Below are 16,456 nucleotides of genomic sequence, written 5' to 3' on the forward strand. Positions count from 1 at the left end.
CCAAAGGCTTTAAAGGGGGTGGAAACTGCCTTTGGAATTAGCTTAAGCACCATAATCTTATATGAAAAAGGGGAGATTTGAATGCACTCATTGAAGAAAAGCTTATTCGGCAGTTTTTTACTCCTTATGCTTCTGATATTAGGGGCGTGCGGCAGCGAAGAAGAGGCAAATGACGCAGATGCGAAAAGCGGCGGCTCAGGCGGTTCTGGAGGAGAAGTGACCATCGGATACAGCGGCCCGCTTAGCGGCCCTGCAGCGTCTTACGGAGAAGAAACGTTAAAAGGTTTAAAAATAGCAGTAGAAGATATTAATGAAGCAGGCGGTTTTGAAGTAGACGGCAAAACCTACACGTATAAACTGGAAACAATCGATGATAAATATTTGCCGAACGAAACAGCGGCCAATGCCAAGCGCTTAGTACAGGAAGAAAATGCAAAGTTCATTTATTCCCCGCACAGCGGCGGTATTTACGCAATGCAGGTATTTAATGAAATGGAAGACTTCATCATCATGGGTTATACAAGCGAACCGGGAGTGACAGATCAAGGCAATAAATTGAACGTCCGGATTCCGCCGCGCTATGACCAATATTTAGAGCCGTTTACAGATTACGAAATGGAAAAGTTCGGCAAGAAAATCGCCTTTCTGCCGACAGCTAGCCAGTACGGAAAAGACTGGGCAGAGATGCTTAAGCCGGTGTGGGAAGAAAAAGGCGGCGAAGTGGTGTTCAATGAATCAATCGATTTCAGCAAAGACACGGATTTCCAGACGATTGTAGCGAATGCATTGGAAGAAAAACCGGATGTGCTGTTTATCGGCGGACCTTCTGAGCCGACAGCTTTAGTGGCAAAACAGGCGCGTGATCTTGGCTTTGAAGGCGGATTCCTGATCATGGACCAAGCAAAGCTTGACGAAATGGCGGCAGTTCTCGGCGGCAACTACGATATGCTCGAAGGTGCGATTTCCACGACGCCGTTAATCCATACAGAATTCCCGGGTACAGAAGAATACATCAAGAAGTATAAAGAGAATAACGACCGCGACCCGAGTGCTGAATCGGCATTCCATTATGTGTCTCTCTATGTTTTAACGGAAGCGATGAAAGCGGCAGGTTCAGTGGACGATACAAAAGCCATCATGGCAGCGTTTGACGAGGGCGCCAAAAACTTGCCGGAAGACAAGCAGGTCTATATGATTCCTGAAGTCGGGGAAGACGGCGGATTCGGCTCCATGCTGCGCATTGCTTATGTAGAAAATGGAGAAATACAAGTCATCGAGAAATAATCATGCAGCTCACACTGTCGAGAAACCTTGAAAGTCTTCCTTATCCCGCTTCAGGCGGACGCTTTTCGCGGGCTTGCGCCGAGCCGCTTCGTTGCTCCTGCGATTACTCGTCGCAAATTGAAAAAATATTCGCTTTGCGACTCCAGGGTCTCGACGGCTCCGTCGCTTGCGCTGCCCCGCAGGAAAGGCATTGAGCGAAGTCTGCGAGCCCAAGTCTTTGCGACGAAGCTAGCGCAGCGATGCAACGCTCTTTCATGTTTCGAAGATAGCGAAGCGATGCAGAAACAGGAGCATATGTTTTTAGCGGAGCTGTTTTGCGGAATATCGGAGCTATTCTATATCTAAGGGGGATTTTTTCTATATCTTTCTCAACAAGCTGGAGAGTACAAATTGTACTCTCTTTTACTTTCTGGATAAGTGAAGGCTGCGTGAGTAATGGTATAATATTTTAAAACATCTGGTTATAGCGAAAGGCAGTGGAATGCGATGAAAGCAGAATTAATCAAGGAAAGCATCAATCTCTTTGTGGAGAAGGGGTTCAGTGCCACTTCAATCCAGGACATCGTGGATAAGCTGGGCGTGACAAAAGGTTCCTTCTATTATCATTTTAAGAGCAAAGAGGCGCTTCTTATGCATATTCATCTGTCTTATATTGATGATTTGCTGAAAAGGCAAAAAACGATTTTGGAGACAGAAAAAGAGGCACGCGGAAAACTAGTGAAAGTGGTCGAACTGCTGATTCATGATATTGAAAAGCAGGGAGCCCTTGGACGGGTTTATTACCGGGAAATACGCCATTTGACTCCTGAAAATGCAGCGACTATCCGGGAAAAGCGCGCCGAGTTCAGAGATCACATTGAAAGCATCATTAAAGAAGGGATTGAAAATGGTGAATTCCGTAAAAATCTGGAAGCCAAAATGATTACATTTGCCATCCTGGGCATTACCAACTGGAGCTATCAATGGTTTAACCCGAGCGGCGATTTGTCCGTAAGGGAATTGGCTGATATGTATACAGACTTCATCTTGCACGGCATTCAATCAAAAGAATCATAAATAATGGATACGTACGTTATCCGAAAAAACCTCCAAACGGCTTTCACTGGCCGTTTGGAGGTTTTTTGATAGAGCTTGAAATCAATTCCGCTCCACAGAAGGAGAGCCGGGAGTATGCGCGTTTTCTTTATGTGCCTTCTCAAGTTCCAACAGGAAGGTTTTCAATTCCAAGCCGCCGCGGTAGCCTGTCATGGCGCCATTTTTGCCGACGACCCGGTGGCAAGGTACGCTGATCATCACGGGATTTGCGCCGATTGCGGCTCCGACTGCCCGGACTGCCGCTGGACGCTGGATGCGCACGGCAATGTCGGAGTAGGAGACGGTCTGGCCATAAGGAATCTCACGCAATGCCTGCCAAATTTCTTCTTGGAAAGGAGTCCCTTTCACATCGATCGGCAAAGAAAAAAGCGTCCGGTTACCGCTGAAATAACCCTGCAGTTCTTGCAGATAAGGTGCAAGAGAATCCGGATTTTCGTGCAGCACCGCTCCAGGAAAACGTTTTTTGAGATAGGCTTGGAAATCTTTAAAACTTTGGCCGGGAGAACCGACGTAGCAAAGGCCTTTAGAAGTTTTGGCGACATACAAAGTCCAGCGGCTGTGTTCTAAAACCGCCCATTCAATTTGATTTTCCATATTCATTTGCTCCCCTCAAGGATTTTCGGTAGCTGGCAGGCGTCTGCCCATTATTCTTCTTATATAAAGTGATAAAATACGGCGCATTCGGAAATCCGCTAAGCCGGCCGACTTCTGCAATCGGATCATCCGTTTCAGCTAAAAGCCGGGATGCCTTTTCAAGGCGCAATTGCTGGATGTATTCCAAAGGACTACAGCCTTTCAGGCGTTTGAACAGGCGCTGCAAATGGTAGGGGCTGCCATGTAAAATGTCGGCAAGGCGTTCCAAATTTATAGATTCTGTAAAATGTTCATCAATCCAGTCCGTAATCTGCTCAATCCATTCGTCTGCAGGAAGATTCAGTCCATCCGGCTTGCATCGTTTGCATGGCCTGAAATCCTCAGCTAATGCGGCATAAGCATTTTTAAAAATAAGCACATTCTCTTTGTTCGGGATTCGGGAATGGCAGGAAGGACGGCAAAAGATTCTGGTAGTTCGGACTCCGTAAAAAAACTGATCGTCGAATGAGGCATCGTTTTCCAAAATGGCTTTCCAGTAAACAGCGGGAACAACAGCAGATTTTTGTTTTGCCATCGCATTTCACCTCTAGTAATAGTATATACGCTAAGCTTGAATAATTAAGCTTTTAGCGATGGAACAGCAAGATAACGAAATAAAAAATTTAAAAATTTTGCAGTTTTATTAAATTTCTTTGGGGAATAACAAGCAGTAAGAGGAGGGATTACATGGCTAGAGACAAAAATTTAGAAGAACTTAAAGACACGGTGCGAAAACAGGAGTTTAGGGAAGAGACACAGGAAGTAAAACAACAGACACGTTTTCCTGATGAACGGCGGGAACAGAACGACTTGGACGATGAGGATCAGCAAAAAAAATAATTTTCACTGCCCTGCAAGCCGGTTAACCGGTCTGCGGGGTTTTTAGTTGAAAGGGTTTAGCAACGTGATAAAATGTACACAATCCAGCATACGGAAAGAGAGTGGGGTTATGTTTAATTCGTTAACAGAACTAATGGAAGCAAAAGAGTATAAAGATAAACGGGCTGTCCAATGGAATAAAATCTGCCAGGAAGAAAAATTGAGTGAACAGTTTATCCAGGAAAACGAAGAGCAGGTTAATTGGAGATTATTGTCGGAACACCAAGAGCTGTCAGAAGCCTTTATCCGGGAATTTAGCGGTCGCCTGTTTTGGGAGCCGGTTCTGTCGGAGCAAAAAGTTTCGGAGCAGTTTATCGAGGAATTCGCTGCAAAAGAGAAATGGGAACCGGCAAAAGAAAAGCTGAGCAAACGCCAGTTGAAAACATTGGAAAGAGAAGGCAAACAGTTTGATGAGGGCGAATATTGGACCATTGTTTCGATGAAGCAGAAGTTGTCGAATGCCAAGGGCTTGTCGCCTGCATTTATGGAAAGGCACCAAGACAAGCTGGCGTGGAGCTGCCTGTCGCTTTGCCAAACCTTGCCGATGTCATTGATTGACCGGCATGCCGATAAAGTGGACTGGCATACGGTGACAAGAGTACAAGTGCTGTCAGAGCGCTTTATTGAAAAACATCGCAGCCGGGTAGAGTGGGAAACGATTTCTTTTCATCAGGATTTGTCGGAGCGCTTCATCAATCGGCATCACGCCAAAATGAGTTTCATTTCCGCCGAGCGGAAACGCTCAGAAGGCTTCCTATATACTCACTTGGAAAAAATGGACATTGCTTCGGTCCTTGAAAACCAAAACCTTCGGAACGTCAAAAAGTACGAGCCGTTTGATATTTACAGCGTAGGGAAAAATGGGCGCAAAAAATACATTTTGAAATATCACGGCAATTCTTATTCAGAAGATTTCAGCCTCCACATAGCGGATGAAGAAGAATTGTATGAGCAGCTGGAAGAATTCGAACTGGATGACGTAATTGAAAAAGATTTTCCGGAATTAAAGGCAAAAGAAGATTTTCAGTTTTAATCCGATAATTGTTTCAATAGTCTTTTAATTCATGGTATAACTTGTATAGAAAGTTCTTCTGCAGCAGCGCTTCTTTATTAAATGACGTTATGAACCCACAGCCATGATTCCTTCAGCCGGACTAACACTTCATTGCTTTACCGATTGCATGTATCTCATTTAGAGGAGGAGCCCTTATGGCAAATATCGGCGCAACTGAATGGATTATTATTGTAGTGATTGCTTTGATCATTTTCGGGCCGGCCAAATTGCCGCAGCTCGGCCGTGCTGTCGGCGAAACGCTGAGAGAGTTTAAAAACTCAACGAAAGGAATCATGGAAGACGCAAAAGAAGACGGGAAAACGGGAAAAGAAAAGTGAACGAACTTCAAAGGGAAATCAAAAATAGCCACCCGCCATATATGCGGTATGGTTATTTTTATTTGCCACAGATTTCAGGCCTTTCAGCCGTGCTATTGCGAGGGGAACACGTTAGAATGGAATAAGTGGAAACTTTATTTTTAGGAGGCGAACAGAATGCCGAATATTGGTGTGCCGGGACTGATCCTGATTCTTATTATTGCGCTGCTTATCTTTGGGCCAGCCAAGTTGCCGCAACTCGGAAGAGCCGTTGGGCAGACGCTGCGAGAGTTTAAAAGCTCAACCAAAGGATTGATGGACGAGACAACTGAAGAGGCTAAGACAGAGGAAAGCCTGGATAAAAAAACCGTTGTTGTTAAAGAGAAAGAATTGAAGTAGGAATTTTGTAAATTCCTGTTTTTATAAAGAAGGCGCCGTTTGAACGATTTAAACGGCGCCTCCTGCTGTTAAAAGCCCCTTTAATGGCGAAATTTGAAGCGGAATTTTTTTTGATTTTTTAAGCAGTATTTACAATGGGATGTTTTGTCATTTTGTTCACACCTGCGAGTGTTAATTCATTGAAATACGGGCTATATGATTTACAAATAAGCTGTGTAGCGTATAATAGCTAGTGAATTGAAGCGCGAAAAATCTTCTTTAAAGCAAGGCCGAAAAGATGGTTGATTGGTTTGGATAACGTGCAGCTGTTATGTAGTGGCCAGTGACTGAATTTTTATATTTAGCAAAAATAGGTGGTTAACAAATATGGAGCAGGAATATACCGTTGTTGAGCATTTAACCGAGTTAAGAAAACGCCTGGTCATTATCTCATTAGCCTTTGTCGTTTCTCTGGGCATTGGATTTGCGATTGCAACGAGAATTTTAAATTTTATTAAAATGCAGCCGACCGCCGCAAATGTCGAATGGAACGTTTTCGGCTTTACGGACGGCATTATGATTTACTTCAAGTGTGCGTTGCTGTTGGCGATTTTAATCACCTTGCCGATTGCCTTGCACCAGATCTGGCTGTTCGTCAAACCCGGCCTGTCAGAAGCGGAAGCTAAAGGGACCGCGTGGTTCATTCCCGCATCCTTCTTTTTATTCCTGGCTGGGGTAAGTTTCAGTTATTTCGTCATGTTCCCGATGATGTTGAATTTTATGTCGAACATCAACCAATCCATCGGGGCAACCGAAACGTACGGGATGAATCAGTATTTCAGCTTTTTGTTTAATCTGGTCATACCGGTGGGCATTGTGTTTGAAATGCCGATTGTCATTATGTTCTTGACGAAATTAGGGATCGTGACCCCAGCCTCGCTGCGGAAAATGCGGAAAGTGGCTTACTTCGCACTTGTGGTCCTTGGAGTTCTGATTTCGCCTCCGGATTTCATATCGGATATTTTGATCATCGTACCTCTGCTCGTTTTGTTTGAATTCAGCATCATCATTTCAAGCTGGACGCTGAAACGCACAAACAAAAGACTTGCAGAAATGGCGTTAAAAGAATAATATTACTTACGGACAGGAGGGGAACCTTATGCCAAATATCGGCGTACCAGGATTGATTTTAATCCTTATCATTGCTTTGGTCATTTTTGGACCGGCTAAATTGCCACAGTTGGGCCGTGCAGCAGGACAAACTTTAAGAGAGTTTAAAAACTCGACAAAAGGCATCATGGACGACGTGACTGAAGAGTTCAAAATGGACGAAGAGCCTAACAAAGAAAAGCATGTAGAATTGACAAAAAAACAATAATTTTTCCAATGAACCGTTTCTTGCTGATGCAAGAGACGGTTATTTTTTTGTTTTTTGCGCTTGCAGGTTATAATAAAAGAAAAATTTGAAAGTTGGGGAATGAATGGCATTTACGGATTTATCGATAGCTATGGATGCAAAAATGTTGCCGATACAAGAAGTTGCTGAGCGCGCGGGAATTCCGGGTGAAGCTCTTGAACAATACGGAAATTATAAAGCAAAGATTAATGTCGATTTATTGCCGCCTGCAGAAAACCTTGGGAAAGTGGTATTAGTCACAGCCATCAGCCCCACGCCGGCGGGAGAAGGGAAATCGACCGTGACGGTTGGGCTTGCGGATGCATTCAAGCAATTGGAAGAATCGGTTGTGGTCGCGTTGCGTGAACCGTCCTTGGGGCCGGTGATGGGCGTAAAAGGCGGAGCGACGGGCGGAGGATTTGCGCAAGTGCTGCCAATGGAAGACATCAATCTCCATTTTACAGGGGATATCCATGCCATTACATCAGCAAATAATGCACTCGCTGCCTTTATTGATAACCACTTGCACCAAGGCAATGCGCTGAACATTGATCCTCGGCGCATCACCTGGAAGCGTGCGCTTGATATCAATGACCGGGCGCTCCGGGAAGTGACGATCGGCCTTGGCGGCCCTGCGCAAGGCGTTCCACGCCAAGACGGGTTTGATATAACGGTCGCTTCTGAAATCATGGCCGTATTATGCCTGGCTACCTCGCTGGAAGATTTAAAAGAGCGGCTGTCCCTGATGGTCATCGGCTACACGTATCAGAAAGAACCAGTGATGGTACGGGACTTGGGCGTAGAAGGTGCGCTTGCGCTGTTATTGAAAGAGGCGTTCAAACCGAATTTGGTGCAGACGATTGAAGGGACGCCGGCCATTATCCATGGCGGTCCGTTCGCCAATATTGCACATGGCTGTAACTCGCTTGTGGCCACCCAGACAGCCAGAAGATTGGCTGATATTGTGGTGACAGAAGCCGGCTTTGGCGCAGACTTGGGCGCTGAGAAATTCATCCACATCAAATCCCGCAAAGGTGACTTCCATCCGGATGCAGTGGTCGTGGTGGCAACTGTACGAGCATTAAAAATGCACGGCGGCATAGTGAAAACGGACTTGGCGGAAGCAAACCATGAAGCGGTGAGACGCGGCATGGTCAATTTGGCAAAGCATGTAGATACTATTCGCCAGTTTGGCATCGAGCCGGTCGTTGCTTTGAACCGCTTTGTTACGGATACTGACGCTGAACTTGCTGAAATTTTCAGCTGGGCCGAGGCCAAAAGTGTCCAGGTCGCATTGACGAATGTCTGGGAACAAGGCGGAAAAGGCGGTTTGGAATTGGCCAAGCTGGTCTTGCAGGAACTGGAGCGGCCGAAAAACTTCGTGCGCCTTTATGACGAAACTGATTCCGTGGAAGAAAAACTCCGGATCATTGTACAGAAAGTTTACGGCGGAGCAGATGTCCAATTGACGGATGCGGCGCAAAAGCAATTAGCGGAATTGAAGAAGTTTGGCTGGGACGAGTTGCCGATTTGCATGGCGAAAACCCAGTATTCCTTATCGGATCAGCCGAAATTGCTTGGCCGGCCGGAAGGCTTTACAATCACTGTCCGCGAAATCATGCCGAAGCTTGGGGCAGGTTTCCTGGTCTGCCTGACCGGCGACATCATGACAATGCCCGGCTTGCCGAAGCAGCCGGCTGCTTTGAAGATGGATGTAGGGCCAGACGGCCAAGGGATTGGTTTGTTTTAAAGGAGAAGAGCCCAAAAGCTAATGAGCTTTTGGGCTCTTTTTGGGCCGTGCAGGCCGAGAAGCTCGTATCTCGTAGAAGTTGCTCGTATTTGACGGAAGGTCGCTCATAAAAACGAGGAAGTCGCTCGTATCCGCTGATAAGTCGCTCATAAGCCAATAAAAAGGAGTTATAAAAATGGAACACCGAATTTCCATCATTGATTACGTGGAACGGGGGAGCTCGCTTTACATTCAGCTGGAAGTACAGGATGCTGAAACTGAAAAACAATTCCGGGAAGAAGTCAGGTTTTTGGATGACTTGCTTTACGGGGAATTGGTGCACCCAGAAAAGTCTCCATTATCGGAAAGCTGCCGCACGGCGGTAATCGCTTATTTAAAAAACCACTTCAATCGCTGAAGTGGTTTTCTTGTGTTTAGGAATAAGCTTTTTCGACTTCGGAAAGAAATTCTTCAATGTCTCCTTCGGTGGTATCAAACGAGGTCACCAACCGGATCTCATGAATGGCCGCATTCCATAAGGCAAATGCATAAGTCTTCTGGAGCAGCTCAATTTTTTCTTTTGGCAGGGAAATAAAAACGGCGTTCGATTCAACCGGTTGAGTGAGTGCTGTATCCGGAAATTTCTGCAGGCCAGCCGCTAGCAATTGTGCCATGCGGTTGGCGTGGCTTGCGTTTTCATGCCATAAATCGTCCGTCAGCAAACGTTCAAACTGTGCGGCAATAAAACGCATTTTCGAACCTAATTGCATGCCTTGTTTGCGGATGTATTTTAGTTCGGACGCCAGTTCTTTACTAAAGCACACCACGGCTTCGCCTAGCATCAGTCCGTTTTTGGTGCCGCCAAACGCCAGCATGTCGATTCCGGCATCCACGGTCATTTCCTTAAAGCTACAGCCAAGGTGAGCAGCTGCGTTGCTCAGGCGGGCACCGTCCATATGTACATATAAGCCATTGGCATGGGCAAAAGAAGTGATTTTCTTAATTTCTTCAATGGTATAAACGGTTCCGAGTTCGGTGCATTGCGAAATGGAAACGGCTTTTGGCTGGCTGCGCTGCTGGTTGCCGATATGGTGCAAGTGTTCAGCAATCCCTTCGACTGTCAGCTTGCCGTCTGCAGACGGGACCGTCAGCAGTTTTCCGCCGATAAAGCCTTCTGCAGCGCCACCTTCATCGGCATGGATGTGGGCACCATTCGTGCAAATGATGGCCTGATGGGAGCGCACCATCGCTTTCAAGCCTGTGACATTGGCGCCGGTGCCGTTAAACACAAACAGCACTTCGCAGTCTTCGCCGAAATGGTCTTTGAATTTGCTGATGGCGTCGGCTGTATACAAATCATCGCCGTAAGCCGGGACATGGCCGTCGTTGGATTCTGCAATGGCTTCCAGGATAGCTGGATGGATCCCTGAATTATTATCGCTTGCAAACATTTTAATGGTCATTGAAATCGCCTCCTTTTTTCAGTTTAAAACAGAATTTCTGCCGGCGATAGGTTTTCTATAAAATACAAAAGCATTCACACAAAACGGGCAGAGAAGAGAGTAATATTTAAATTTAGTTGTCAGAAAAGTCATTCTATTTTTAGGGGAAAATGTTAAAATGTCGGTAGATGTGAAATAACTGCTGCTTGAAAGGGGAAAGAAGATGCCGAATTTCGGAAATCAAGTTCAATTTGAAGTGTATCAGACAATGCCGAATCCTTCGCCTGACCGTTTGCCGATTGTCTACGAAGATTGGGAAGCACGGGCGCGGGAAGTGCTGGAGGATGGACCGTATTATTATGTGGCAGGAGGAGCAGGCGGGGAACGGACGATGGCCGCCAATCTGAATGCCTTTGACCAATGGAAAATCGTTCCGCGGATGCTGCGCAATGTAGAAAATCGGGATTTAAGTGTGGAGCTTTTTGGAAGGAAGCAAGAGTTTCCGCTGCTTTTGGCTCCTGTCGGTGTGCAGTCCATCATCCATAAAGATGGAGAGCTTGCTTCCGCTAAGGCGTGTGCGGCAATCGGGGTTCCGTATATCACCAGCTCCGCTTCCTCCGTGCCGATGGAGGCCATTGCTGAAGTCATGGGCAATGCTGAAAGATGGTTTCAATTGTATTGGAGCAAAGACAAAGATATCACCGCCAGCTTTTTGAGAAGGGCAGAAGCATCAGGCCATTCGGCAATTGTCGTGACATTGGATACACCGATGATGGCGTGGCGCGAATACGATCTGAAAAACGTCTATTTGCCATTCTTGATCGGAGAAGGAGTCGGCAATTATTTGAGTGATCCGGCATTTTGCGCAAAGCTTGAAAGATCGCCAAAAGAAGACCCGAATGCTGCCATCATGTACTGGACGCAAATTTTTGGCAATGCCGGATTGACTTGGGAAGACTTGGCGTTTCTCAAAGAGCACACCAAGCTGCCGATTTTGCTGAAAGGCATTCTGCATCCGGATGATGCCGAGCTGGCGATGCGGCATGGAGTGGATGGCATCATTGTTTCCAATCATGGCGGCCGCCAAGTAGATGGGGCGATCGGTGCACTTGATGCGCTTCCTGCAGTTTGCGAAGCGGTGCAGGGAAGGATTCCTGTGCTGATGGACAGCGGAATCCGGCGCGGTTCGGATGTCATTAAAGCATTAGCGCTTGGGGCGAGCGCTGTATTAATCGGCCGTCCGGCGATGTACGGCCTTGCTGTGGCGGGAGAGCAGGGAGTAAAAGAAGTATTGCGCAATATGATTGCCGACTTGGATATTACACTGGCGCTGTCAGGAGAAAAAGCGATAGATGATTTAAAGCCGGCCCTATTAGCGAAGCACCGCAGTTAATCTCTGTATGACAGGAAAGCGGCCAATTCTAAAGCACATAAAGGATGTGTCGAGATGGAATTCCAATCCACTAAAAACGATAGGCTATCGCTGGGTCTGACTCTTTATATGGACGGCTTTGCAGCAGTTAAAGACATGCGTAAACTTGTATCGGAATCAGTAATTGAAGAAGTGCAATTTCTGGATGTGGCAGAACGGATTGAACCCGGTTCCATCGTTATCCGGGGGTCAACCACAACGGAACAAAGTTTTGATCCGGGGCTTTTAGCTAGCGGAAAGCTGCTCGAATTGTACATCGGGGATGTAGTGACTGTCCGCAACCTGGAAGTGGGGGAAGAAACTCAATTGCGCTTATTGAGCGTGTCTCCAAGCCTGATCGGCGAACGCGTCGAGACCAAGGAAATCTTATTAAATCCTTCCGGTGAATTAGTTCTGCCGCCATTGCCGGAAGGCGCAAAAATGAAGCCGTCTGTCACTTGGAAGACTGCACACGGGCCGTTAAATGAGGAAGTGCATGTCTCATATTTAACACGGGGCCTTGGTTGGGAAGCAATTTATATAGTGGAAATCCGGGGAGAAGTGCTTAGCTTGGCGGGCTGGATTAATGCCAATAACCAGACGGGCATTGATTTTCACGATGTCCGATTGAAATTGGTTGCAGGTCAAATAAATCGGCAAGGTCCAAACCAGTTGTATGAAGAAGCCAGTATGATGCTCGCAAAAAACATGCCCATACGGGATTCTTTTGAAGAGCGCAGTTTTGGCGATGCCCATGTGTATGCACTCGAACGTAAAGTCGTTTTATTAAACGGGCAATCCAAGCAAGTCCGTTTTTTGTCGGTGGAAGAAGTTGCGTTCAAAAAAGTCTATAAAGTAGAAAAAGGGAGCAAGCATGCAAGAGCGTGCCTGCTGCTCGCTAATACAAAAAAGAACGGACTGGGAATTCCTTTGCCTACAGGAATGGTAAAAGTTTATGAAGCCGATCAGGATGGAGAGATGGAATTTACAGGAGAAGATGAAATCAGCCATACTCCGGTTGAAGAGAAATTGTCTTTGACGATTGGAGAGGCTTTCGATGTCATTTCGGAGAGCCGGGAAATAACACGTGAAAAACGCGAAGGACTCGAATATGTAACGTATCGATATGAACTGCGAAACGGTAAACAAGAGAATATTCGGATTGATATCGGCCATGTCATTTACGAACAGTTATGGAAGATGGAATCTTCAACCCATGACTACGAGGTTAAAAATACCAGCGAAGTGGAATTCAGTGTGCGGGTAGCTGCAGGAAAATCAGTTGTGGTGGAATTTACTTACAAAGTGGATAAACACACAAACCTCATATAAAATTGCGGAGAAAGCAGCTCCGCATTTTTTTGTGGCAAAAAATTCAGGGACGCTTCTTGTAATCCAAAAGAAATCGTGTTAAATTATTTGTGGATATATTTTATCTATAATGGATAAACGAAGTATATAATAGAGGTGGAAGAAATGAAATTAACAAAAGGCGTGGAACAGGCAATCTGCATTATTGTTTTGCTTGCGACCCAAGAAAGCAGTGCGCCGCTGGCATCGGACGAAATTAGCAGGCGATTGGATGTGTCGCCATCTTATATGAAAAAAATCACCAGAAAGCTGGTGGTGCAAGGGATTGCTATGTCGGTACCGGGAACAAACGGAGGCGTGTCACTCGCAAAATCTGTGGAAAAAATCACAATGCTTGATTTGATTGAAGCGATGGAAGGGCCCATTGAGATGTATCCGGACAGCGGCCTGATCAATCGAGCTTTCCACAATGGCCAGTACGCCGAACGCGGCGAAACGATTTTGCGCAAAGTTTTCGCTCAAGGCGACAACCTGCTCATCGAATATTTTTCGAAAGTGACGGCTGCCGATTTGCTGAAAGAAGGGTTTGGCGTGGAAAACTTGCCGACGCTCAACTGGAATCGGGAAACTTTAAGTGATGTATTGAATAAAGAACAGGATGATAAAAAGTGAAGATGTTTAAACAGGAATGGAAGCAGCTGTTTTCTAAGCCGCTGCTGATCGGAACGATGTTTGTCATGATGTTTATCCCTATTATTTATGGCGGTTTTTTTCTGGGATCTTCATGGGATCCATATGGCAAAACCGATCGGCTGCCGGTAGCTGTTGTCAATCAGGACAAAACGGCAGAGTTTGAAGGGCAAACTTTATCAGTCGGAGAAGAATTGGTCGATAATCTAAAGGGAAATGAAGACCTGGAATGGCATTTTACGGATGCCAAAGAGGCGGAACGGGGAATGGAAGAAGGCAAGTACTTTATGACATTGACCATTCCGGAAGATTTTTCGTTTAATGCAACCACGGCTATGGGGATGCAGCCCAAGCCGATGAACCTTCAATACGAAACCAATCCGGGCCGTGGCTTTTTTATTGAAGCGGTCAGCAAACAGGCGACTGCGGATATCCGTGAACAGATTTCAGAAAGTGTCACAAAAGAATATGTGCAGGCGGTATTCAGCCAAATCCAGACTATCGGCGAGGGCATGGCCGAAGCGTCAGAAGGCGCAGGCAAGCTCGGAACCGGAGCAGGTGACCTTCAAACAGGGAACAATCGGCTTGCTGCCGGGCTAAGTGAACTGACAAGCGGAACTTTGACGTTTCGCGATGGTGCTGACAAGCTGGAAGTGGGCGTCGGCCAATTCGCAGAAGGGGTCAACCAGTTAAGCGCTGGAGCTGGACAGCTTCGGGAAGGGGTTTTTGCTTACACTTCCGGAGTGGGCAGTTTGCAGTCGGGCATAGCTGGACTCGCTGACGGAAGCGTCCGGTTGTCCGAAAACGGATCAGCACTCGTTCAGGGGTCTGAAGAACTTGCCAATGGCATTGGAGCGCTCGTCCCTGGAGCAGCGCAATTGAACGCCGGTTTATACGATGCCCAAAACGGCAGCGGAAAACTGGATCAAGGCTTACACGAACTGCAATCGAAAACCAGTCAGCTGGTCGGAGAAAATTCAAGCGTCCAGCAATTGGCAGACGGACAGAAAGGGCTCCATACAGGCCTGAAGGAATTACAGGCAGGAAGTGCCTCGTTGGAGCAGGGTCTTGCTTCACTGCAAGGCGCTTTGCCGGACAGCGGGCAAATTGAAACGCTGCAAGCAGGCCTTTCCAGTATCCAGGAAAATGCGGCTAAGCTGAATGCGGCTGCCTCTGCCGGCAGTGCTGGCGGCAGCGTTTCAGAACTGCAGGGCAATCTGGCTGCAGCCCAGCAAATCTTAGAAGAACTGAAGAATGCATCTTCTGCAAGCGCAGTGGAAGCGGTGCAAAAAACAGAGGCTTACAATAGCTTAACGCCTGAACTTCAGGCAGAACTGGATGCTGCGCTTCAGCAAAGCGCGGATACACAGGCAGCGAACCAGCAGGCAAATCTCGAAGCGCTAAGCGCTAATTTGTCGGCAGCAACCGCTGGCTTGAACGAAAAAATTCTGCCGGCTTATCAATCGCTCGGCAGCTTGCCTGAGTTAACAGCTGGTTTAAACAGCGCCGTCGCCCAGGTCAATCCGGGAGCGAGCAAGGCACTTGGCGGCTACGCGGCTATCCGCGAGGCGTTAAGCGGCAAACTGATACCGGGAGCGGGCTCTCTAAACGATGGCCTTGCAGAAGCTTCTGCAGCGAGCGGCCAATTGACTGAAGGGACCAGCCAAATGGCTGCCACGCTTCCGCAGCTGGCTGGAGCAGTGGACAGCCTCGCACAAGGCAGTACTGCTTTGAATGAAGGCGTTTCGTCTCTTGCATCCGGGTCTAATGAGCTTGTAGACGGAGCCAATGCTCTTCAGTCCGGATCTGCTTCACTCACTCAGGGAGCTGCAGCTTATACAAATGGAGTTGCGGAATTGGCAGAAGGGGCAGGCCGCTTGAAAGCCGGGTCGGACGAACTGGCAGCGAATTCTGCACAGCTCGAATCCGGTGCAGACGAATTGGCAAACGGCACCGTTGCTTTGAAAGAAGGCGTACCGGCGTTAGCTGAAGGCGCAAAAGGCCTTTCCGGTGGAGCCGGCAGCTTGAATGAAGGCGCTGGGGCACTTGAGGAAGGTGCCGGTGAACTCGGTGCCGGAATCGGAAAGCTGAAAGCAGGCTCTAATGAACTGGCCGGCAGCTTGGAAGAAGGCGCAGAAGACATAAACGGCACTCAGTTGACGGATGCCAATTATGAAATGATTGCGGCGCCGGCTTCTGCTACAGAAAGCCAGCTCAGCGAAGTGCCGAACTACGGTCACGCACTGGCGCCTTATATTTTATCGCTTGGGCTTTATGTCGGAGCGTTGTCGTTCAACCTGGTATTCCCGCTCAATCAGCCAGCGGGACGCCCGACATCAGGCGCTGCCTGGTGGTTCAGCAAGTTTTCGCTCGGCTTTATCCAAGCGACGGCTTCTGCGCTGATTGTCGATGCCATTATGCTTTTCGGCTTTAATTTGCAAGTCGAACATATCGGGGAATTTATTGCGATTTCCATTGCCACATCGCTCGCCTATATGTTCCTGATTATGTTCTTGAGCATAACGCTTGGAAATCCGGGCCGCTTCTTGGCGATGATCATATTGGTGTTGCAGCTGGGCGCAAGCGGCGGCATGTTCCCAGTCGAACTGACCAACTCATTTTTCCAAAAAGTGCACGATTTCGTGCCGATGAGCTACGCGCTTCTCGGGTTCCGGGAAGCCATGTCATCAGCTTATGGAACTGAGACCTTCTTGACCAGCATGGAGGTGTTGGGAGGATTCATGGTGTTATGCAATATCTTGCTTTGGCTGGTGCTCAGCCGCCGAAGCCGCAAAATCCTGAAAACAGCTGAAGCCAATTAGCCGGAAAGACTGCAC

General features: G+C 47.3%; 17 protein-coding genes. 14 read left to right on the forward strand and 3 right to left on the reverse strand.

The genetic code is table 11. The features are described 5' to 3' along the window. Positions 1-81 precede the first annotated feature (81 nt). Both HU147_RS06150 and HU147_RS06155 read left to right on the forward strand, forming a co-directional pair. Complete coding sequence (locus tag HU147_RS06150; RefSeq protein ID WP_224075418.1) at positions 82-1,284, forward strand: ABC transporter substrate-binding protein; 1,203 nt, start codon at positions 82-84, stop codon at positions 1,282-1,284. Between the two features lie 486 nt (positions 1,285-1,770). Continuing rightward, complete coding sequence (locus tag HU147_RS06155) at positions 1,771-2,340, forward strand: TetR/AcrR family transcriptional regulator (RefSeq protein ID WP_224075419.1); 570 nt, start codon at positions 1,771-1,773, stop codon at positions 2,338-2,340. 81 nt (positions 2,341-2,421) lie between these two features. Here the strand turns inward: HU147_RS06155 and HU147_RS06160 are convergent, their stop codons facing one another. Together HU147_RS06160 and HU147_RS06165 are read right to left on the reverse strand one after the other, a co-directional pair. Continuing rightward, a complete protein-coding gene (locus HU147_RS06160) occupies positions 2,422-2,973 on the reverse strand; it encodes a methylated-DNA--[protein]-cysteine S-methyltransferase (protein ID WP_440137291.1) in 552 nt (183 codons plus the stop codon). Then, complete coding sequence (locus tag HU147_RS06165; protein ID WP_224075421.1) at positions 2,957-3,547, reverse strand: bifunctional transcriptional activator/DNA repair enzyme AdaA; 591 nt, start codon at positions 3,545-3,547, stop codon at positions 2,957-2,959. The genes HU147_RS06160 and HU147_RS06165 overlap by 17 nt, the downstream gene beginning before the upstream one ends. Before the next feature lie 152 nt (positions 3,548-3,699). Here HU147_RS06165 and HU147_RS06170 point away from each other — a divergent pair, with 152 nt between their 5' ends. The 8 genes from HU147_RS06170 to HU147_RS06205 all read left to right on the forward strand — a co-directional run bounded on the left by HU147_RS06170 (position 3,700) and on the right by HU147_RS06205 (position 9,183). Continuing rightward, positions 3,700-3,852, forward strand: coding sequence for a hypothetical protein (locus HU147_RS06170; protein WP_224075422.1), 153 nt, complete (start codon positions 3,700-3,702; stop codon positions 3,850-3,852). A gap of 109 nt (positions 3,853-3,961) precedes the next feature. Then, complete coding sequence (locus HU147_RS06175; protein WP_224075423.1) at positions 3,962-4,924, forward strand: hypothetical protein; 963 nt, start codon at positions 3,962-3,964, stop codon at positions 4,922-4,924. Between the two features lie 176 nt (positions 4,925-5,100). After that, positions 5,101-5,283: a twin-arginine translocase TatA/TatE family subunit gene (tatA, locus tag HU147_RS06180; protein WP_224075424.1), complete on the forward strand. Its 183-nt coding sequence runs from the start codon at positions 5,101-5,103 to the stop codon at positions 5,281-5,283. A 156-nt stretch (positions 5,284-5,439) separates the two neighbouring features. Next, positions 5,440-5,661, forward strand: coding sequence for a twin-arginine translocase TatA/TatE family subunit (gene tatA, locus HU147_RS06185; protein WP_224075425.1), 222 nt, complete (start codon positions 5,440-5,442; stop codon positions 5,659-5,661). Positions 5,662-6,027: 366 nt separating this feature from the next. After that, on the forward strand, positions 6,028-6,771 hold the full coding sequence (gene tatC / locus HU147_RS06190) for a twin-arginine translocase subunit TatC (protein ID WP_224075426.1): 744 nt from the start codon (positions 6,028-6,030) through the stop codon (positions 6,769-6,771). A gap of 28 nt (positions 6,772-6,799) precedes the next feature. Next, positions 6,800-7,018, forward strand: a complete 219-nt coding sequence (tatA, locus tag HU147_RS06195; RefSeq protein WP_224075427.1) for a twin-arginine translocase TatA/TatE family subunit — start codon at positions 6,800-6,802, stop codon at positions 7,016-7,018. A gap of 103 nt (positions 7,019-7,121) precedes the next feature. Beyond that, a complete protein-coding gene (locus tag HU147_RS06200) occupies positions 7,122-8,786 on the forward strand; it encodes a formate--tetrahydrofolate ligase (RefSeq protein WP_224075428.1) in 1,665 nt (554 codons plus the stop codon). 175 nt (positions 8,787-8,961) lie between these two features. Continuing rightward, complete coding sequence (locus tag HU147_RS06205; RefSeq protein ID WP_224075429.1) at positions 8,962-9,183, forward strand: hypothetical protein; 222 nt, start codon at positions 8,962-8,964, stop codon at positions 9,181-9,183. A 16-nt stretch (positions 9,184-9,199) separates the two neighbouring features. Here HU147_RS06205 and HU147_RS06210 read toward each other — a convergent pair whose 3' ends face one another. Next, a complete protein-coding gene (locus tag HU147_RS06210; RefSeq protein WP_224075430.1) occupies positions 9,200-10,228 on the reverse strand; it encodes a threonine aldolase family protein in 1,029 nt (342 codons plus the stop codon). 202 nt (positions 10,229-10,430) lie between these two features. Here HU147_RS06210 and HU147_RS06215 point away from each other — a divergent pair, with 202 nt between their 5' ends. The 4 genes from HU147_RS06215 to HU147_RS06230 all read left to right on the forward strand — a co-directional run bounded on the left by HU147_RS06215 (position 10,431) and on the right by HU147_RS06230 (position 16,441). Beyond that, complete coding sequence (locus HU147_RS06215; protein WP_224075431.1) at positions 10,431-11,600, forward strand: lactate 2-monooxygenase; 1,170 nt, start codon at positions 10,431-10,433, stop codon at positions 11,598-11,600. Positions 11,601-11,654: 54 nt separating this feature from the next. After that, on the forward strand, positions 11,655-12,950 hold the full coding sequence (locus HU147_RS06220) for a DUF4139 domain-containing protein (RefSeq protein ID WP_224075432.1): 1,296 nt from the start codon (positions 11,655-11,657) through the stop codon (positions 12,948-12,950). Between the two features lie 144 nt (positions 12,951-13,094). Then, the gene (locus tag HU147_RS06225) at positions 13,095-13,601 is read left to right on the forward strand and encodes an RrF2 family transcriptional regulator (protein ID WP_224075433.1); all 507 of its coding nucleotides are present in this window, start codon (positions 13,095-13,097) and stop codon (positions 13,599-13,601) included. Positions 13,602-13,603: 2 nt separating this feature from the next. Beyond that, the gene (locus HU147_RS06230; RefSeq protein ID WP_224075670.1) at positions 13,604-16,441 is read left to right on the forward strand and encodes a YhgE/Pip domain-containing protein; all 2,838 of its coding nucleotides are present in this window, start codon (positions 13,604-13,606) and stop codon (positions 16,439-16,441) included. Positions 16,442-16,456: the final 15 nt, after the last annotated feature.

Source organism: Planococcus chinensis, from assembly GCF_020071995.1.
Classification (GTDB): domain Bacteria; phylum Bacillota; class Bacilli; order Bacillales_A; family Planococcaceae; genus Planococcus; species Planococcus chinensis_A.

Excerpts from the sequence above, each read along its gene's own strand:
- HU147_RS06150 (WP_224075418.1), top strand. The coding sequence starts at position 82 with ATGCACTCATTGAAGAAAAGCTTATTCGGCAGTTTTTTACTCCTTATG.
- HU147_RS06155 (WP_224075419.1), top strand. The coding sequence starts at position 1,771 with ATGAAAGCAGAATTAATCAAGGAAAGCATCAATCTCTTTGTGGAGAAG.
- HU147_RS06160 (WP_440137291.1), bottom strand. The coding sequence starts at position 2,973 with ATGGAAAATCAAATTGAATGGGCGGTTTTAGAACACAGCCGCTGGACT.
- HU147_RS06165 (WP_224075421.1), bottom strand. The coding sequence starts at position 3,547 with ATGGCAAAACAAAAATCTGCTGTTGTTCCCGCTGTTTACTGGAAAGCC.
- HU147_RS06170 (WP_224075422.1), top strand. The coding sequence starts at position 3,700 with ATGGCTAGAGACAAAAATTTAGAAGAACTTAAAGACACGGTGCGAAAA.
- HU147_RS06175 (WP_224075423.1), top strand. The coding sequence starts at position 3,962 with ATGTTTAATTCGTTAACAGAACTAATGGAAGCAAAAGAGTATAAAGAT.
- tatA (WP_224075424.1), top strand. The coding sequence starts at position 5,101 with ATGGCAAATATCGGCGCAACTGAATGGATTATTATTGTAGTGATTGCT.
- tatA (WP_224075425.1), top strand. The coding sequence starts at position 5,440 with ATGCCGAATATTGGTGTGCCGGGACTGATCCTGATTCTTATTATTGCG.
- tatC (WP_224075426.1), top strand. The coding sequence starts at position 6,028 with ATGGAGCAGGAATATACCGTTGTTGAGCATTTAACCGAGTTAAGAAAA.
- tatA (WP_224075427.1), top strand. The coding sequence starts at position 6,800 with ATGCCAAATATCGGCGTACCAGGATTGATTTTAATCCTTATCATTGCT.
- HU147_RS06200 (WP_224075428.1), top strand. The coding sequence starts at position 7,122 with ATGGCATTTACGGATTTATCGATAGCTATGGATGCAAAAATGTTGCCG.
- HU147_RS06205 (WP_224075429.1), top strand. The coding sequence starts at position 8,962 with ATGGAACACCGAATTTCCATCATTGATTACGTGGAACGGGGGAGCTCG.
- HU147_RS06210 (WP_224075430.1), bottom strand. The coding sequence starts at position 10,228 with ATGACCATTAAAATGTTTGCAAGCGATAATAATTCAGGGATCCATCCA.
- HU147_RS06215 (WP_224075431.1), top strand. The coding sequence starts at position 10,431 with ATGCCGAATTTCGGAAATCAAGTTCAATTTGAAGTGTATCAGACAATG.
- HU147_RS06220 (WP_224075432.1), top strand. The coding sequence starts at position 11,655 with ATGGAATTCCAATCCACTAAAAACGATAGGCTATCGCTGGGTCTGACT.
- HU147_RS06225 (WP_224075433.1), top strand. The coding sequence starts at position 13,095 with ATGAAATTAACAAAAGGCGTGGAACAGGCAATCTGCATTATTGTTTTG.
- HU147_RS06230 (WP_224075670.1), top strand. The coding sequence starts at position 13,604 with ATGTTTAAACAGGAATGGAAGCAGCTGTTTTCTAAGCCGCTGCTGATC.